The sequence below is a fragment of the Paracoccus sp. SSK6 genome (assembly GCF_039770665.1).
GTDB lineage: Bacteria > Pseudomonadota > Alphaproteobacteria > Rhodobacterales > Rhodobacteraceae > Paracoccus.
This window is the reverse complement of record NZ_JBDPNJ010000002.1, coordinates 232,542-245,702: the sequence shown is the minus strand read 5'-3', so window position 1 is coordinate 245,702 and position 13,161 is coordinate 232,542. Positions and strand designations below refer to the sequence as shown.

Genomic DNA, 13,161 nt, shown 5'->3' with positions numbered 1-13,161 from the left:
AGGGACATGATCGACGTCGAAGACCTTCTGGCGCTTGTCCGCAACTACAACCCGCGCTGCAACGCCACCCTGATCCGCGATGCCTATGAATACGGGATGCGGATGCACGAAGGCCAGTTCCGCCATTCGGGCGAGCCTTACTTTACCCACCCGATCGCCGTCGCCGCCATCCTGACGGAAATGCGGCTGGACGACGCCACCATCGTCACCGCCCTTCTGCACGACACGGTCGAGGATACCCGTTCCACCAAGGAGGAACTGGCCGCGACCTTCGGGACCGAGATCGCGGAACTGGTCGATGGCGTGACCAAGCTGACCAACCTGGAACTGTCCAGCGCGCAGTCCAAGCAGGCCGAGAATTTCCGCAAGCTGTTCATGGCCATGTCGCGCGACCTGCGGGTGATCCTGGTCAAGCTGGCCGACCGGCTGCACAATATGCGCACCATCCGCTCCATGCGTCCTGAAAAGCAGGTCAAGAAGGCGCGCGAGACGATGGACATCTTCGCGCCGCTGGCGGGCCGGATGGGCATGCAATGGATGCGCGAGGAGCTGGAGGATCTGGCCTTCAAGGTCATCAACCCCGAGGCGCGCAATTCCATCATCCGCCGCTTCGTCAGCCTGCAACGCGATTCGGGAGACATCATCGGCCAGATCACCGCCGATATCCGCATCGAACTGGAACGCGAGGGGCTTGAGGCAACGGTCTTCGGCCGCGCCAAGAAGCCCTTTTCCGTCTGGCGCAAGATGCAGGAAAAGCAGCTTGCCTTCTCGCGCCTGTCCGACATCTATGGCTTCCGCATCATCACCCGGTCCGAGATGGACTGCTATCGCGCGCTTGGCGTGATTCATCACCGCTGGCGCGCGGTGCCGGGGCGGTTCAAGGATTACATCAGCCAGCCCAAATCGAACGGCTACCGCTCGATCCACACCACCGTATCGGGCCGTGACGGCAAGCGGGTCGAGGTGCAGATCCGCACCCGCCAGATGCACGAGGTGGCCGAGGCAGGCGTCGCCGCCCACTGGGCCTATCGCGACGGCGTGCGCACCAAGAACCCCTTCGCCGTCGATCCCGCCGAATGGATCGACAGCCTGACCGACCGTTTCGAGGGCGAGAACCACGACGAGTTCCTGGAAGCCGTCAAGCTGGAGATGTACCAGGACCAGGTCTTCTGCTTCACGCCCAAGGGCGACGTGATCCAGCTTCCCAAGGGCGCGACGCCGGTCGATTTCGCCTATGCGATCCACACCCGCCTGGGCAATTCCTGCGTCGGCGCCAAGGTGGACGGGATCCGCGTGCCGCTGTGGACGCGGCTGAAGAACGGCCAGTCGGTGGACATCATCTCGGCCTCGGGGCAGCGGCCGCAATCGACCTGGCTGGACATCGTCGTGACCGGCCGCGCCAAGGCCGCGATCCGCCGCTCCCTGCGCGAGGAGGACCGCGACCGCTTCATCCGCCTGGGCCGCGAACTGGTCCGCGTCAGCTTCGAACATGTGGGCCGCAAGGTCACGGACAAGGCGCTGCGCACCGCCGCCCGGCAGATGGGCCTGGCCGACGGGGACGAGTTGCTGGCCCGCATCGGCAGCGCGGAAAACTCCGCCAAGGAGGTGCTGCAGGTTCTCTGGCCCGACCTGGCCGCCCACCAGGACGAGATCGACGGCGCCCGCCCCTTCGCCGGGGTCGAGGCCGATGCCGATTTCAAGCGCGCCCCCTGCTGCAACCCCCTGCCGGGCGAACGCATCGTCGGCATCACCTATCGCGGCAAGGGCGTGGTCATCCATGCCATCGACTGCCCCGTGCTGGCGGAGTTCGAGGACAGCCCCGACCGCTGGGTCGATGTCCAATGGCGCGCGGGCCGCCATCCGGCTGCCTATTCCACCCTGCTGAGCCTGACGATCCGCCATGACGCGGGCGTCCTGGGCCGCATCTGCAGCTTGATCGGCGCGCAGGGGGCCAATATCTCGAACCTTGAATTCATCGACCGCAAGCCCGACTTCTACCGCATCGGGATCGAGGTCGAGTTGCGCGATCAGGAACATCTGCACAACCTGCTGACCGCATTGGAAGCGGAAAGCGACGTGGCCCAGGTCGCGCGCATCCGCGACGTTGCGATGAAACCCTGACGCGGGCTGTCGCATTCGGTAGGCCGGGGGGATCGCATTCGTGTTCAAGCGCAGCAAACCGCGCAGCTATGGGCAAGTGGCCACCGAATTCGTCTATCCTCCGGGCGGGTTCCGACGCTCGACCACCTATCTGTGGCACCGCCTGCGCCGCCTGCCCGACCAGCCGCACCGCATCGCGCGCGGCATGGCGGCGGGGGTGTTCCTGTCCTTCTCGCCCCTGCACGGCTTCCACTTCATCGTCGCGGCCCTGGTGTCGCTGGCGATCCGGGGCAATGTGCTGGCGGCCTTCGTGGGCACCTTCACGGGCAACCCGCTGACGACGCCCTTCATCGCGCTGGCATCCGTCGGGCTGGGGCGGACGCTGCTGGGCCTGCCGGGCGACATGTCGCCGCAGGTGATCTTTCGCGAATTCGCCCATGCGACGGCCGAGACCTGGCACAACGTCATCTCGGCCTTCGGCCCCGGCCCCACCAGTTGGAGCGGGCTGTCCGAGTTCTGGCACGAGATTTTCCTGCCCTATGCCGCGGGCGGCGCGGTCCTGGGCGGGGTCGCGGCGGTGGCGTCCTATTACCTGACGATCCCGGTCGTACGGCGCTATCACCGGCGCAAGTCGCTGGCGATGGCCAAGCGGATCGCGCGGGTGCAAGGCGCGCCGGACCAGGACCGGCGCAAGTAGCGGCGTCATCCGACCGCCACATCCCCGCCGCGTGGCTGTCATCTTCGCGCCTTAACGGGTCGGCTTCGTGACGAAACGAAGGACTCCGACCAATGCGCCTTATCCTTGCCCTGCTGGCCTGTTCCACCGCCGCCCCCGCCCTGTCCGAGGAGGTGTTTCCCGCCACCCTGGCAGGCCACGCCACCCTGCCCGCCTTCACGATGGTGACGCCGCCCGCTGACGCCCCGCGCGATCTGTGGGTATCGGGCAAGTTCACCGGCAAGCAGCGGAACGAAGATCCCATGTCGGTCGAGGGCGATGTGGGCCCGGCCTATGGCGGGCACAAGACGGGCATCTCGCTGCCCTTCATCGGCCAGCCGGTGCAGGGCATGTCGGGGCTTGCCATGAACCGGGCCGAGGATGGCGGTTGGTTCGCCCTGACGGACAACGGTTTCGGCAGCAAGATCAACAGCCCCGACGCGATGCTGTTCTTCCACCGAATGCAGCCGGATTTCACCAGCGGCCGCGTGACGCGGCAGGAAACCGTGTTCCTGCGCGATCCCGACCGCAAGGTGCCCTTCCGCATCGCCAATGAAGGGACGGACAGCCGCTATCTGACCGGCGCCGATTTCGATCCCGAAAGCATCCAGTTCCTGAACGACGAATTGTGGATCGGGGATGAATTCGGCCCCTTCATCCTGCGCGTCGCGCGCGACGGCCGGGTCTTGTCGGTCCACCAGACCATGCTGGATGGCGAGGCCTTGGCGGGCCCCGACACGCCAGGCGTCGTCGTGCCGGCCCAGCCGGGCGTGGACTTCCGCGTCCAGCGGTCCGGCGGCTACGAAGGCATGGCGCTGCAGCCCGGCACGAACCTGCTGTGGGCCATGCTGGAAAAGCCGCTGCTGGGCAAGGGGGGCCAGCCCGAGGGCGACTTCCTGCGCGTGATGACCTTTGACACGGCGGCGGGCGACTGGACCGGCGACAGCTTCCGCTTCTGGCTGTCGGAGGGCGCGACGGCCATCGGTGATTTCAACTTCATCGACGAAACCCGCGCCCTGGTGATCGAGCGCGACAATGGCGAGGGGGATGCCGCGCGCGCCTGCGCCGAGGGCGCGGAGGATCAATCCGCCTGCTATCCGCAGCCCGCGCGTGTCAAGAACGTGGTACTGGTCGATACCGCCAGCACGGACGCCGACGGCTTCATCCGCCGCATCGGCCATGTCGATCTGCTGGACATCGCCGATCCTGATGGCAAGGCCCCTGCGGGCGTGGCCACCGACGGCACCTTCACCTTCCCCTTCTTCACCATCGAGGACGTGGCCCGCGTGGACGACACGCATATCCTGGTCGCCAACGACAACAACCTGCCCTTCTCGGGCGGGCGAGAGATCGGCAAGGCGGCGGACAACGAATTCGTCCTGCTGTCCGTGCCGGAACTGCTTTCGGCGCGTTGAGATGACGGGCGGGGGCTTCGTGCCCCCCGCACCCTGCCGTCAGGCCCGCGCCTGCGCCAAGGCCTCCAGATAGGCCCTCGACCACCAGCCGACATCGCGCTCCACCACGCAGCGCAGCAGGGCGGCATGGCGCGCCTGGCGTTCCTCCAAGGGCATGTCGATGGCCTGGCGCATGGCCTGGGCCATCTCGCTGGGGTCATGGGGGTTGACGATCAGCGCATCCTGCATCTGTTCGGCGGCGCCGGCAAAGCGCGACAGGATCAACACGCCGGGGTCGGCGGGATCCTGGGCCGCGACATATTCCTTGGCCACCAGGTTCATCCCGTCGGCCAAGGGCGTCACCAGACCGATGCGCGCCTGCCGGTAAAGGCCCGCCAATTCATTGCGCGGGATCGGACGGTGGATGAAGCGGATGGGCGTCCAGTTGACGGTCGCGAACTGGCCGTTGATGCGGCCCGCCAGATGTTCGGTTTCCTCGCGGATCTGTTGATAGGCATCGACGGATTCCCGCGTGGGCGGGGCGATCTGCAGCAGCATCACCTGCTCGGTCAGGTCGGGATCACTGTCCAGCAGCGCCTGGAAGGCCCGGAACCGCTGCGGAATGCCCTTGGAGTAATCCAGCCGGTCCACCCCGATCATCATCTGCGCATGGGTCACGCTGCGCATCCGGTCTTCCTCGCGCGCGGCCTCTGCCTCGGCGATGAAGGCCTCGGCGTCGATGCCGATGGGAAAGACGCCCGCCTGCATGTCGCGCCCGTCGATGCGGAAGCGGTTGTCGGAAAGCTGCGCAAAGTCCGACAGGCTGCGTGCGCTTGCGGCGAAATTCTCCAGATCCCGCTGCGCCTGGAAACCTGCCAGATCGTAATGGGACAGCCAGGTGAACAGTTCGTCCGGGTTGGGCAGGGTCGCGCAGTCGGTCGGGCCGGGAAAGGGGATGTGCAGGAAATGCCCAAGGGGCGCCGTGACCCCCAGCCTGCGCAATTCCTGCGCCAGGGGGAAAAGCTGGTAATCCTGCACCCAGATGCGGTCGTCGGGACGCAGATGCGGGACCAGCATCCGGGCGATGCGTTCGTTCACCCGGCGATAGCCTTCCAGATATTCCGGCTGGATCCGCATCAGGTCCGCGCGGGCATGGCAGACCGGCCACAGGACCGAATTGGAATAGCCCAGGTAATAGCTGTCGTGATCCTCGGCCGTCAGATCGAAGGAGGCCCGCCCGAAACCCGCGCCTTCGTGGAAGGCCAGGTCGTCCGACGGTTCCTCGACCGTCTCGCCCGAAAAGCCGACCCACAGCCCGCCGGATGTGCGCAACGCGTCCTCCAGCGCGACGACCAGACCGCCGGAAGGGTTGTCGCCCAACGGGATGCGGTTCGAAACGGCAACCAGACGCGCCATCAGTTGGCCTCCGCCAAGGCACCATCCAGCCAGCGGGCCAGGGCGGCGGGGTTGGGCAGGCGGTAACGGGCCACCGTCTCGCCCTCTCCGATCTTGATGCCCCATCCGCCCAAGGCCTGGGCACGGGCCATCGCCACCTCGTCCGTCAGGTCGTCCCCGGCATAGACGGGCTCCCGGCCCGCAAAGGGCGGCAGCGCCATCAGCCGGTCCAGGGCGCCATCCTTGCCGGTGCCACTGGGGCGCAGTTCCACCGCCATCTTGGCAGGCTGCAGGACCATCTCGGGATGGGCATCGGCCAGTTGCTGCATCACCTCCTCGACCACCACGCGCAGAGACGGGTCCGCGCGGTAATGCAGGGCGACGCCATGGGGCTTGCGTTCGACCAGGATCGCGGGGCTGTCCGCCACGGCGTCAGCGGCGGCGCGGTGCAGCGCGGCCACGTCCAGATCGACAGCGTGCGTCTTCTGGATCACCTGCCCATCCAGCGACAGTTCCGCCCCGTGGCTGCCCGCCACCGCGCCCGGAAAATCCGGCAGCCAGGACCGCAGGTCGGCGATGTCGCGCCCCGAGACCAAGGCCACCGCCCCGCCCAACCGGTCATGCAGCCGCGCCAGCCGCTGCGGCAGGCCCGCCGGGACCGCCACCAGATCGGGACGGGGCGCGATCTCGACCAGGCAGCCGTCAAAATCAAGGAACAGGGCGGCATTGGCGGGCAGAGGGGGAAGGTTCGGGGCAAGCGGCTGCATCGGCGCGCACTCTCCTTTGCAACAAAATCAATGGTCTTAACGATCTGGAAAGCATGTTGGGTCCATCTTCAAGGCGGTTTTTCCGCCGCGTCATGGCTTGCGACAGGCTTGCCCCGGCGCCATCGTGCCGCAAACGGAGGATCCCATGCTGCCCCCCATCCTGTCCAACCTGCGCATTCCCGTCGTGGCCTCGCCCATGTTCATCGTCTCGGGGCCGGACCTGGTGATCGCGCAATGCAAGGCAGGCATCGTCGGCAGCTTCCCGGCGCTGAACGCGCGCGAAAAGGAAGGCGAGCCGCCCCTGCTGGACGCCTGGCTGACGCGCATCAGCGAGGAACTGGACCGCCACAACCAGGCCAACCCGGACCGGCCCGCGGCGCCCTTTGCCGTCAACCAGATCGTCCATCGCAGCAATGCCCGGCTGGAACGCGACATCGAGCTCTGCCACCGCCACAGGGTGCCGATCTGGATCACGTCCCTGGGCGCGCGGGTCGAGGTGAACCAGGCCGCCCATGACTGCGGCGGCATCGCGCTGCATGATGTCATCAACAACGTGTTTGCGAAAAAGGCCATCGAGAAGGGCGCGGACGGGCTGATCGCGGTCGCGGCGGGCGCGGGGGGCCATGCCGGGCCTTTGTCGCCCTTTGCCCTGGTCCAGGAAATCCGCGACTGGTTCGACGGCCCCCTGCTGCTGTCCGGCGCCATCGCCACGGGGCGCGCGGTGCTGGCGGCGCAGGCGATGGGGGCGGATCTGGCCTATATCGGCAGCCCCTTCATCGCGACGGAGGAAGCAAACGCGCCCGAGGGTTACAAGCAGATGATCGTGGACAGCGCGGCGGGCGACATCGTCACCTCGTCGCTGTTCACGGGGGTTTCGGGGAACTACCTCGCGCCCTCGATCCGGGCGGCGGGGATGGATCCCGACCATCTGGACAGCGCCGATCCGTCCTCCATGAACTTCGGCGGGGGCGCGGCCAAGGCCAAGGCCTGGAGCCAGATCTGGGGGTCGGGCCAGGGGATCGGTGCGGTCCGCGACATCGTGCCCGCCGCCACCCGCATCGACCGGCTGGCCGCCGAATACGCCGCCGCGAAGGCCGCAATCTGCGGCTGACCTTTGCGGATCGGTCCTGCGCCCCCATATGGGGACCATGAAGGACCAGCGGAGGACAAGCATGGCCTATGAAAAGACCGCCGACGCCCTGGCGCGGCTGACGCCCGAGCAGTATCGCGTCACCCAGGAAAACGGCACCGAACGCGCCTTTACCGGCGAATACGACCACCATTTCGAACCCGGCATCTATGTGGACGTGGTCTCGGGCGAGCCGCTGTTCGCATCATCCGCAAAATACAATTCCGGCTGCGGCTGGCCGGCCTTCACCAAGCCCATCGACGACACCGTGACCGAACACCGCGACGTGTCCTATGGCATGGTGCGCACCGAGGTCCGCTCGAAACACGGCGACAGCCACCTGGGCCATGTCTTCCCCGACGGCCCGCGCGAGGCGGGCGGGTTGCGCTATTGCATCAACTCGGCCTCGCTGCGCTTCGTGCCGCGCGACCGGATGGAGGCCGAGGGCTATGGCCAGTATCTGAGCCAGGTCGAGGAGGCGGCACGATGAGCGAACGGGCGGTTCTTGCGGGCGGCTGCTTCTGGGGGATGCAGGATCTGATCCGCCGCCTGCCCGGCGTGATTTCCACGCGCGTGGGCTATACGGGCGGCGAGGTCGCGAATGCCACCTATCGCAACCACGGCAACCATGCCGAGGGGATCGAGGTGATCTTCGACCCCTCCATCCTCAGCTATCGCAAGCTGCTGGAGGTGTTCTTCCAGATCCACGACCCCACCACGCCGAACCGGCAGGGCAACGACATCGGCCCCAGCTATCGCTCCGCCATCTACTATGCGAACGACGACCAGAAGCGTGTGGCCGAGGAAACCATTGCCGATGTCAACGCATCGGGCCTGTGGCCGGGGCGCGTGGTGACGGAACTGGAACCCGTGGGGGATTTCTGGGAAGCCGAGCCGGAACATCAGGATTACCTGGAACGCTTCCCCAACGGCTATACCTGCCACTTCCCGCGCCCGAACTGGGTGCTGCCGAAACGCAGCGCCGCCGAATAGGCGGCGTTCAGGCGCGGCCCGCCGCGGCGGAGAGCAGGGACGGGTCGATGCCCTGGGCGCGCAGCGCGCTTTGCCATTTGTCATGGTGATCGGCGCCGAAGATCAGGTCTTCGGCCCCGTCGCCGGTCAGCCAGCCGTTCTGCAGCATCTCGGATTCCAGTTGGCCCGGCCCCCAGCCCGCATAACCCAGCACCAGAACGGCGGATGCGGGGCCATGGCCATGGGCCAGATCCTCCAGGATGTCGCGCGTGGTGGTCATCGCCAGGGTCCGGCCGATGCGCAGCCGCCCTTCGGGGTCGTCGCCATGTTCGGGGACATTGTGCAGCACGAAGCCGCGCCCCGGTTCGACCGGCCCGCCGAAGCGCACCTCGATCCGCCGGGCGGTCGCGTCGCTTTCGATGCCAAGCTGTTCCAGAAGATCGCCGAAGTCGATCTCCGGCAGGGGACGGTTCAGCACCAGCCCCATGGCGCCTTCATCCGTATGCGCGCAGACCAGCACGACCGAGCGTTCGAAGCGCGGATCGGCCATGCCCGGCATGGCGATCAAGACCTTGCCGGTCAGATTGGTCTGCCCGTCATCGCCGGAAAGGCGGCGTTCGGGGCTGCGGCCATAGGCATCAGAGGTGCTGCTCATCTGGTCTCCTTTCCTTGTTAGATCGGGCTTCGGGCGTCTTGTTGCAAGTGCCGCGCGGCTTTGTGACTTCATTCCCAGTCAGGCAACCGCTACCCATGGACCATGTTCCGCATCACCCTTTCCCTCGCCTGTTCTCTGGCCTGCCTTGGCCTTTCGGCGCTGCCGCTGGCGGCCGAAGGCCCGCCCGGCCTGACAGGCGCGCGCATCCTGCCCGGTTGGCTCCAGCCAGACGGAAGCCGCATTGCCGCCCTCGAGTTCCAGCTTGAACCCGGATGGAAGACCTATTGGCGCAGCCCCGGCGACAGCGGCTTGCCGCCGGTCTTCGACTGGACGGCATCGGCGAATCTGGACCATGTCGCGCTGCACTGGCCCGCGCCGCAGGCGGTTCCATCGGGCGACGGCCTTGCGCTTGGCTATCACGACCGCCTGGTGCTGCCCTTCACCGCCGCGCCCGCCGATCCCGGCCAGCCGGTCGATCTGGCGGTGTCGGTGGATTTCGGGCTGTGCAAGGACATCTGCGTCCCGGCCCATGTCGCGCTGCGGGCCGATGCGCCCGGCGCCGCGCCCGACCCGGTGATCCAGGCCGCGATGGACCAGGAGCCCGAGCCCGCCCCTGATCGTCCCGATTGCGCGGTCCAGCCGATCGAGGACGGGATGCGCGTCACCGCCACCCTGCCCCGCCCCGTCACGCTGGCCGCCATCGAACTGGCGGGCAGCGAGGCCTGGGTGTCCAGCACGGACATCCAGAGGGCACAGGACAAGACGATCCTGACCGCCGATGTGGTTCCCTCCAAGGCGGCGCCATTTGACCTGCCCGCGCAGGATCTGGTTTTCACCCTGATCGACGATCAGGGCGCGATCGAGATGCGGGGCTGCGCGGGATAGGGGCGCGTTCACACGCACCTTGCCACCCCTGCGGCCTGTCAGCGCCCGTCCAGCCGCGCCGACAGCGACAACAGATCCGCCCAGGCCTCGCGCTTGGCGGGGGGATTGCGCAGCAGATAGGCCGGGTGCGTCATGGGCAGGGCGGGACGGCCAAAGGCTTCGGTCCAGTTCCCGCGCAGCCGCAGGATGCCGCGCCGCCCGATGGCCGCATCGCAGGCGATGTTGCCCATCAGCACGATCAGGTCGGGCGCGGCCAGTTCGATGTGACGGCGGACGAAAGGCAGGCTCATCGCAATCTCGTCGAGCTGCGGGTCGCGGTTGCCGGGCGGGCGCCAGGTCAGGACATTGGTGATATACAGCGCCTTTTCCGCATCGACCGCGCGGCGCGACAGGCCGATGGCATCGAACATCCGGTCCAGCAACTGCCCGGCGCGGCCCACGAAGGGGCGGCCCTGGCGGTCCTCCTCGTCCCCCGGCGCCTCGCCCAGGATCAGGACGCGCGCCGCCGGATTGCCGTCCGCAAAGCAGAAATTGCGCGCGCCCTTCTTCAGCTCGATCCCGTCAAATCCCTCCTGCGCGGCGGCAAGCGCGTCCAGCGTGTCGGCCCCCGCCGCCAGTCGTTCGGCCTGGGCCACGCGGGCGGGCAGGCCGTCGTCCTCGGGCTCCAGCCGCAGGACGGCGGGTGCGGGCGGGGGCGGCGCAGGGGCATCCAGCCGCGCCGCCAGGTCGAAGCGGTCCACGGGGGCATCCCCCACGGGTTCGTCCACGCCCATCTCGGCCTGCCATTCCAGCAGCGCAAGCGCGGTATCCGCGTCAAGGTCGATTCCTTGCCAGGTCAGCCGCTCCACGCCCTAGTCCACCACCAGCATGTAGCCCGTGCCGCGCACGGTCTGCAGGAAACGCGGCTCGCGCGGGTCGGGCTCGATCTTGCGGCGCAGGCGGGTGATCTGCACGTCGATGGCGCGTTCGGAATTCTCGGCCTCGTCCCCCGCGCCGCCACGGCCCAGATCCTCGATCAGGTCGGCGCGGCTGACGGGCTCGCCCTTGCTGGCGGCAAGGCGGCGCAGCAGCGCCTGTTCGGTGCCGGTCAGGCGCAGGTGATTCTCGCCCTGCCACAATTCGCCCTTGTCGAGGTCGTAGCGCAGCGCCCCCAGCGTCAGGAACTTGGGCTGATGCACCTCGGGCGCGGGGATGCGGCGCAGGATCGCGTTGATGCGCAGCAGCAATTCGCGCGGCTCGAAGGGCTTGGGCAGGTAATCGTCCGCGCCGACCTCCAACCCCGTGATGCGGTCCTCTGTCTCGCCCCGCGCGGTCAGCAGCAGGATCGGCGTGGTCAGCGTTTCGCGCAAGCTGCGGGTCAGGGCGAAGCCGTCTTCGCCCGGCATCATCACGTCCAGAACGATCATGTCGAATTCCAGCCCGGCCAGCAGACGGCGGGCTTGGGCCGCATCGCGCGCCCCCGTCACCAGAAAGCCGTTCTTGCGCAGGAACCGGCCCAGCAGCGCGCGGATGCGTTCGTCGTCATCGACGATCAGCAGATGGGCATCGTTCTGGCTCATGGCGGGCCTTTATTCGGGCAGATCCTTCATCGACTGATACTGTGCCCGCGTCTCGGGGTCCATCATCGCCTCCAGCACCTGACGAAAGCCCGCCACCGACTGCGGGCCCGCCGCGCGATAGGCCTGCCGCATCCGCGCCCGCTGCGCCTCGGACAACCGGCGTTCCAGGGCGGTGCCCTTGTCGGTCAGGAACAGCAGCCGTTCGCGCCGGTCGCGGCGGCCCACGCGGCTTTCGACCAACCCGTCCTCGATCAGCGTACGCAGCACCCGGTTCAGCGACTGCTTGGTCACGCCCAGAACCGCCAGCAGCGACGTGACGGTCAGCCCCGGATCGCGGTGGATGAAATGCAGCGCGCGGTGATGGGCGCGGCCATAATCCATGTCGGCCAGGATCAGGTCGGGATCGGCCGTGAAGGCGCGATAGGCGAAGAACATCGCCTCGATCCCGCGACGAATCTGGTCGTCGGTCAGGAACAGCAGATCCTCGCCCACCATGGTATGAACGCGCAGCGTTTCGGCCATTTGCCACCCCTTTCGCCCCTGCCCCCTGATAGGACAGCGATGTTGACTTTCCAAGATTCGATTGCTAGCCGTCAAGGGCTTCGCGCAACAAAAGGGCCGATCCTCGGCGACCCGCGCAAGAATCGAAAAATCCGGGATAGTGATTGGAGAAGAACGATGACGGCGGCATATGACGATCGCGACGGCAAGATCTGGATGGATGGCGAACTGGTCGATTGGCGCGACGCGAATGTGCATATCCTGACCCACGCCCTGCATTACGCAAGCTCGGTCTTCGAGGGTGAGCGCTGCTATGACGGCAAGATCTTCAAGGGCCACGAACATTCGCTGCGGCTGATCGAATCGGCCCGCCTGCTGGACATGGAATCGCCCTACTCCGCCGCCGAAATCGACGCCGCGAAGGAGGCCGTGCTGAAGGCCAACGGCTTTGACAACGCCTATGTCCGCGCGGTGATGTGGCGCGGCTCGGGCCCCGACATGGGCGTGTCGGCGGCGCGCAACAAGGTCCGCATGGCGGTGGCCGCCTGGGAATGGGGCAGCTATTACGGCGATGCCAAGTGGCAGGGCGCGAAACTGGACGTGGCCAAGTGGAAGCGCCCCTCCCCGGAAACGATCCCGACCGCCGCGAAGGCCGCGGGCCTTTACATGATCTGCACCATGTCCAAGCACGCCGCCGAGGCGAAGGGCTGTTCGGACGCGCTGTTCATGGATTGGGAAGGCTATGTGGCCGAGGCGACCGGCGCCAACATCTTCTTCATCAAGGACGGAGAGGTCCACACCCCGCTTGCCGACCGCTTCCTGAACGGCATCACCCGCCAGACGATCATCCAGATGCTGAAGGATGGCGGCACCACGGTCCACGAACGCCGCATCCGCCCCGAGGAGCTGGAGGATTTCCAGGAATGCTTCCTGACCGGAACGGCGGCCGAGGTCACCCCGGTCGGGCAGATCGGCGACTGGCATTTCCAGGTGGGCCAGACCACGCGGAAGATCAGCGAAGATTACGAGCGCCTGGTGCGGGCCTGATTGCCGCCACGGGTCGCCGCAAGGCGGCCCTTTCACCGCAGG

General features: G+C 67.2%; 14 protein-coding genes. 8 read left to right on the top strand and 6 right to left on the bottom strand.

All coding sequences use genetic code 11. The annotated features are described in order from the left end of the window. Positions 1-6: 6 nt before the first annotated feature. From AAIL68_RS02990 to AAIL68_RS02980, 3 genes are all read left to right on the top strand, one after another. A complete protein-coding gene (locus AAIL68_RS02990; RefSeq protein ID WP_347138005.1) occupies positions 7-2,121 on the top strand; it encodes a bifunctional (p)ppGpp synthetase/guanosine-3',5'-bis(diphosphate) 3'-pyrophosphohydrolase in 2,115 nt (704 codons plus the stop codon). Positions 2,122-2,161: 40 nt separating this feature from the next. Further along, positions 2,162-2,797 carry a DUF2062 domain-containing protein gene (locus tag AAIL68_RS02985; RefSeq protein WP_347138004.1) on the top strand — a complete coding sequence of 212 codons (636 nt, stop codon included), beginning with the start codon at positions 2,162-2,164 and terminating at the stop codon, positions 2,795-2,797. A gap of 92 nt (positions 2,798-2,889) precedes the next feature. Beyond that, positions 2,890-4,230, top strand: a complete 1,341-nt coding sequence (locus AAIL68_RS02980; protein ID WP_347138003.1) for an esterase-like activity of phytase family protein — start codon at positions 2,890-2,892, stop codon at positions 4,228-4,230. 39 nt (positions 4,231-4,269) lie between these two features. On the opposite strand, the gene AAIL68_RS02975 is transcribed toward AAIL68_RS02980, so the two are convergent. Both AAIL68_RS02975 and otsB read right to left on the bottom strand, forming a co-directional pair. Continuing rightward, positions 4,270-5,625, bottom strand: coding sequence for a trehalose-6-phosphate synthase (locus AAIL68_RS02975; RefSeq protein ID WP_347138002.1), 1,356 nt, complete (start codon positions 5,623-5,625; stop codon positions 4,270-4,272). Further along, a complete protein-coding gene (otsB, locus tag AAIL68_RS02970; protein ID WP_347138001.1) occupies positions 5,625-6,371 on the bottom strand; it encodes a trehalose-phosphatase in 747 nt (248 codons plus the stop codon). Before otsB ends, AAIL68_RS02975 begins: the two co-directional genes overlap by 1 nt. Before the next feature lie 145 nt (positions 6,372-6,516). On the opposite strand from otsB, the gene AAIL68_RS02965 reads away from it, so the two are divergent. Genes AAIL68_RS02965 through msrA form a run of 3 tightly spaced genes read left to right on the top strand, consistent with a single transcriptional unit; the run spans position 6,517 to position 8,493 of the window. Continuing rightward, a complete protein-coding gene (locus AAIL68_RS02965) occupies positions 6,517-7,482 on the top strand; it encodes a nitronate monooxygenase family protein (protein WP_347138000.1) in 966 nt (321 codons plus the stop codon). A 37-nt stretch (positions 7,483-7,519) separates the two neighbouring features. Further along, on the top strand, positions 7,520-7,990 hold the full coding sequence (msrB, locus tag AAIL68_RS02960) for a peptide-methionine (R)-S-oxide reductase MsrB (protein WP_347137999.1): 471 nt from the start codon (positions 7,520-7,522) through the stop codon (positions 7,988-7,990). Next, on the top strand, positions 7,987-8,493 hold the full coding sequence (gene msrA / locus AAIL68_RS02955; RefSeq protein ID WP_347137998.1) for a peptide-methionine (S)-S-oxide reductase MsrA: 507 nt from the start codon (positions 7,987-7,989) through the stop codon (positions 8,491-8,493). The genes msrB and msrA overlap by 4 nt, the downstream gene beginning before the upstream one ends. Before the next feature lie 7 nt (positions 8,494-8,500). Here the strand turns inward: msrA and AAIL68_RS02950 are convergent, their stop codons facing one another. Further along, positions 8,501-9,031, bottom strand: coding sequence for a YqgE/AlgH family protein (locus AAIL68_RS02950; RefSeq protein ID WP_347138042.1), 531 nt, complete (start codon positions 9,029-9,031; stop codon positions 8,501-8,503). 198 nt (positions 9,032-9,229) lie between these two features. On the opposite strand from AAIL68_RS02950, the gene AAIL68_RS02945 reads away from it, so the two are divergent. After that, positions 9,230-10,012: a protein-disulfide reductase DsbD domain-containing protein gene (locus tag AAIL68_RS02945; RefSeq protein WP_347137997.1), complete on the top strand. Its 783-nt coding sequence runs from the start codon at positions 9,230-9,232 to the stop codon at positions 10,010-10,012. A gap of 38 nt (positions 10,013-10,050) precedes the next feature. On the opposite strand, the gene AAIL68_RS02940 is transcribed toward AAIL68_RS02945, so the two are convergent. From AAIL68_RS02940 to AAIL68_RS02930, 3 genes are read right to left on the bottom strand one after another with little or no spacing between them, the layout of a single operon-like run. After that, positions 10,051-10,836, bottom strand: a complete 786-nt coding sequence (locus AAIL68_RS02940) for a uracil-DNA glycosylase (RefSeq protein WP_347138041.1) — start codon at positions 10,834-10,836, stop codon at positions 10,051-10,053. Between the two features lie 27 nt (positions 10,837-10,863). Beyond that, entirely contained in the window at positions 10,864-11,571 is a 708-nt protein-coding gene (locus AAIL68_RS02935; protein ID WP_347137996.1) for a response regulator, read from the bottom strand. 9 nt (positions 11,572-11,580) lie between these two features. Then, positions 11,581-12,093: a MarR family transcriptional regulator gene (locus AAIL68_RS02930; RefSeq protein ID WP_347137995.1), complete on the bottom strand. Its 513-nt coding sequence runs from the start codon at positions 12,091-12,093 to the stop codon at positions 11,581-11,583. A gap of 156 nt (positions 12,094-12,249) precedes the next feature. Here AAIL68_RS02930 and AAIL68_RS02925 point away from each other — a divergent pair, with 156 nt between their 5' ends. Beyond that, entirely contained in the window at positions 12,250-13,119 is an 870-nt protein-coding gene (locus tag AAIL68_RS02925) for a branched-chain amino acid aminotransferase (RefSeq protein ID WP_347137994.1), read from the top strand. The last annotated feature ends 42 nt before the right edge of the window (positions 13,120-13,161 follow it).

Bases quoted from the DNA above. Each gene is read 5' to 3' on its own strand.
- AAIL68_RS02990 (WP_347138005.1), top strand. From the start codon at position 7: ATGATCGACGTCGAAGACCTTCTGGCGCTTGTCCGCAACTACAACCCG.
- otsB (WP_347138001.1), bottom strand. From the start codon at position 6,371: ATGCAGCCGCTTGCCCCGAACCTTCCCCCTCTGCCCGCCAATGCCGCC.
- AAIL68_RS02975 (WP_347138002.1), bottom strand. From the start codon at position 5,625: ATGGCGCGTCTGGTTGCCGTTTCGAACCGCATCCCGTTGGGCGACAAC.
- AAIL68_RS02925 (WP_347137994.1), top strand. From the start codon at position 12,250: ATGACGGCGGCATATGACGATCGCGACGGCAAGATCTGGATGGATGGC.
- AAIL68_RS02950 (WP_347138042.1), bottom strand. From the start codon at position 9,031: ATGCCGGGCATGGCCGATCCGCGCTTCGAACGCTCGGTCGTGCTGGTC.
- msrB (WP_347137999.1), top strand. From the start codon at position 7,520: ATGAAGGACCAGCGGAGGACAAGCATGGCCTATGAAAAGACCGCCGAC.
- AAIL68_RS02930 (WP_347137995.1), bottom strand. From the start codon at position 12,093: ATGGCCGAAACGCTGCGCGTTCATACCATGGTGGGCGAGGATCTGCTG.
- msrA (WP_347137998.1), top strand. From the start codon at position 7,987: ATGAGCGAACGGGCGGTTCTTGCGGGCGGCTGCTTCTGGGGGATGCAG.
- AAIL68_RS02965 (WP_347138000.1), top strand. From the start codon at position 6,517: ATGCTGCCCCCCATCCTGTCCAACCTGCGCATTCCCGTCGTGGCCTCG.
- AAIL68_RS02935 (WP_347137996.1), bottom strand. From the start codon at position 11,571: ATGAGCCAGAACGATGCCCATCTGCTGATCGTCGATGACGACGAACGC.
- AAIL68_RS02980 (WP_347138003.1), top strand. From the start codon at position 2,890: ATGCGCCTTATCCTTGCCCTGCTGGCCTGTTCCACCGCCGCCCCCGCC.
- AAIL68_RS02945 (WP_347137997.1), top strand. From the start codon at position 9,230: ATGTTCCGCATCACCCTTTCCCTCGCCTGTTCTCTGGCCTGCCTTGGC.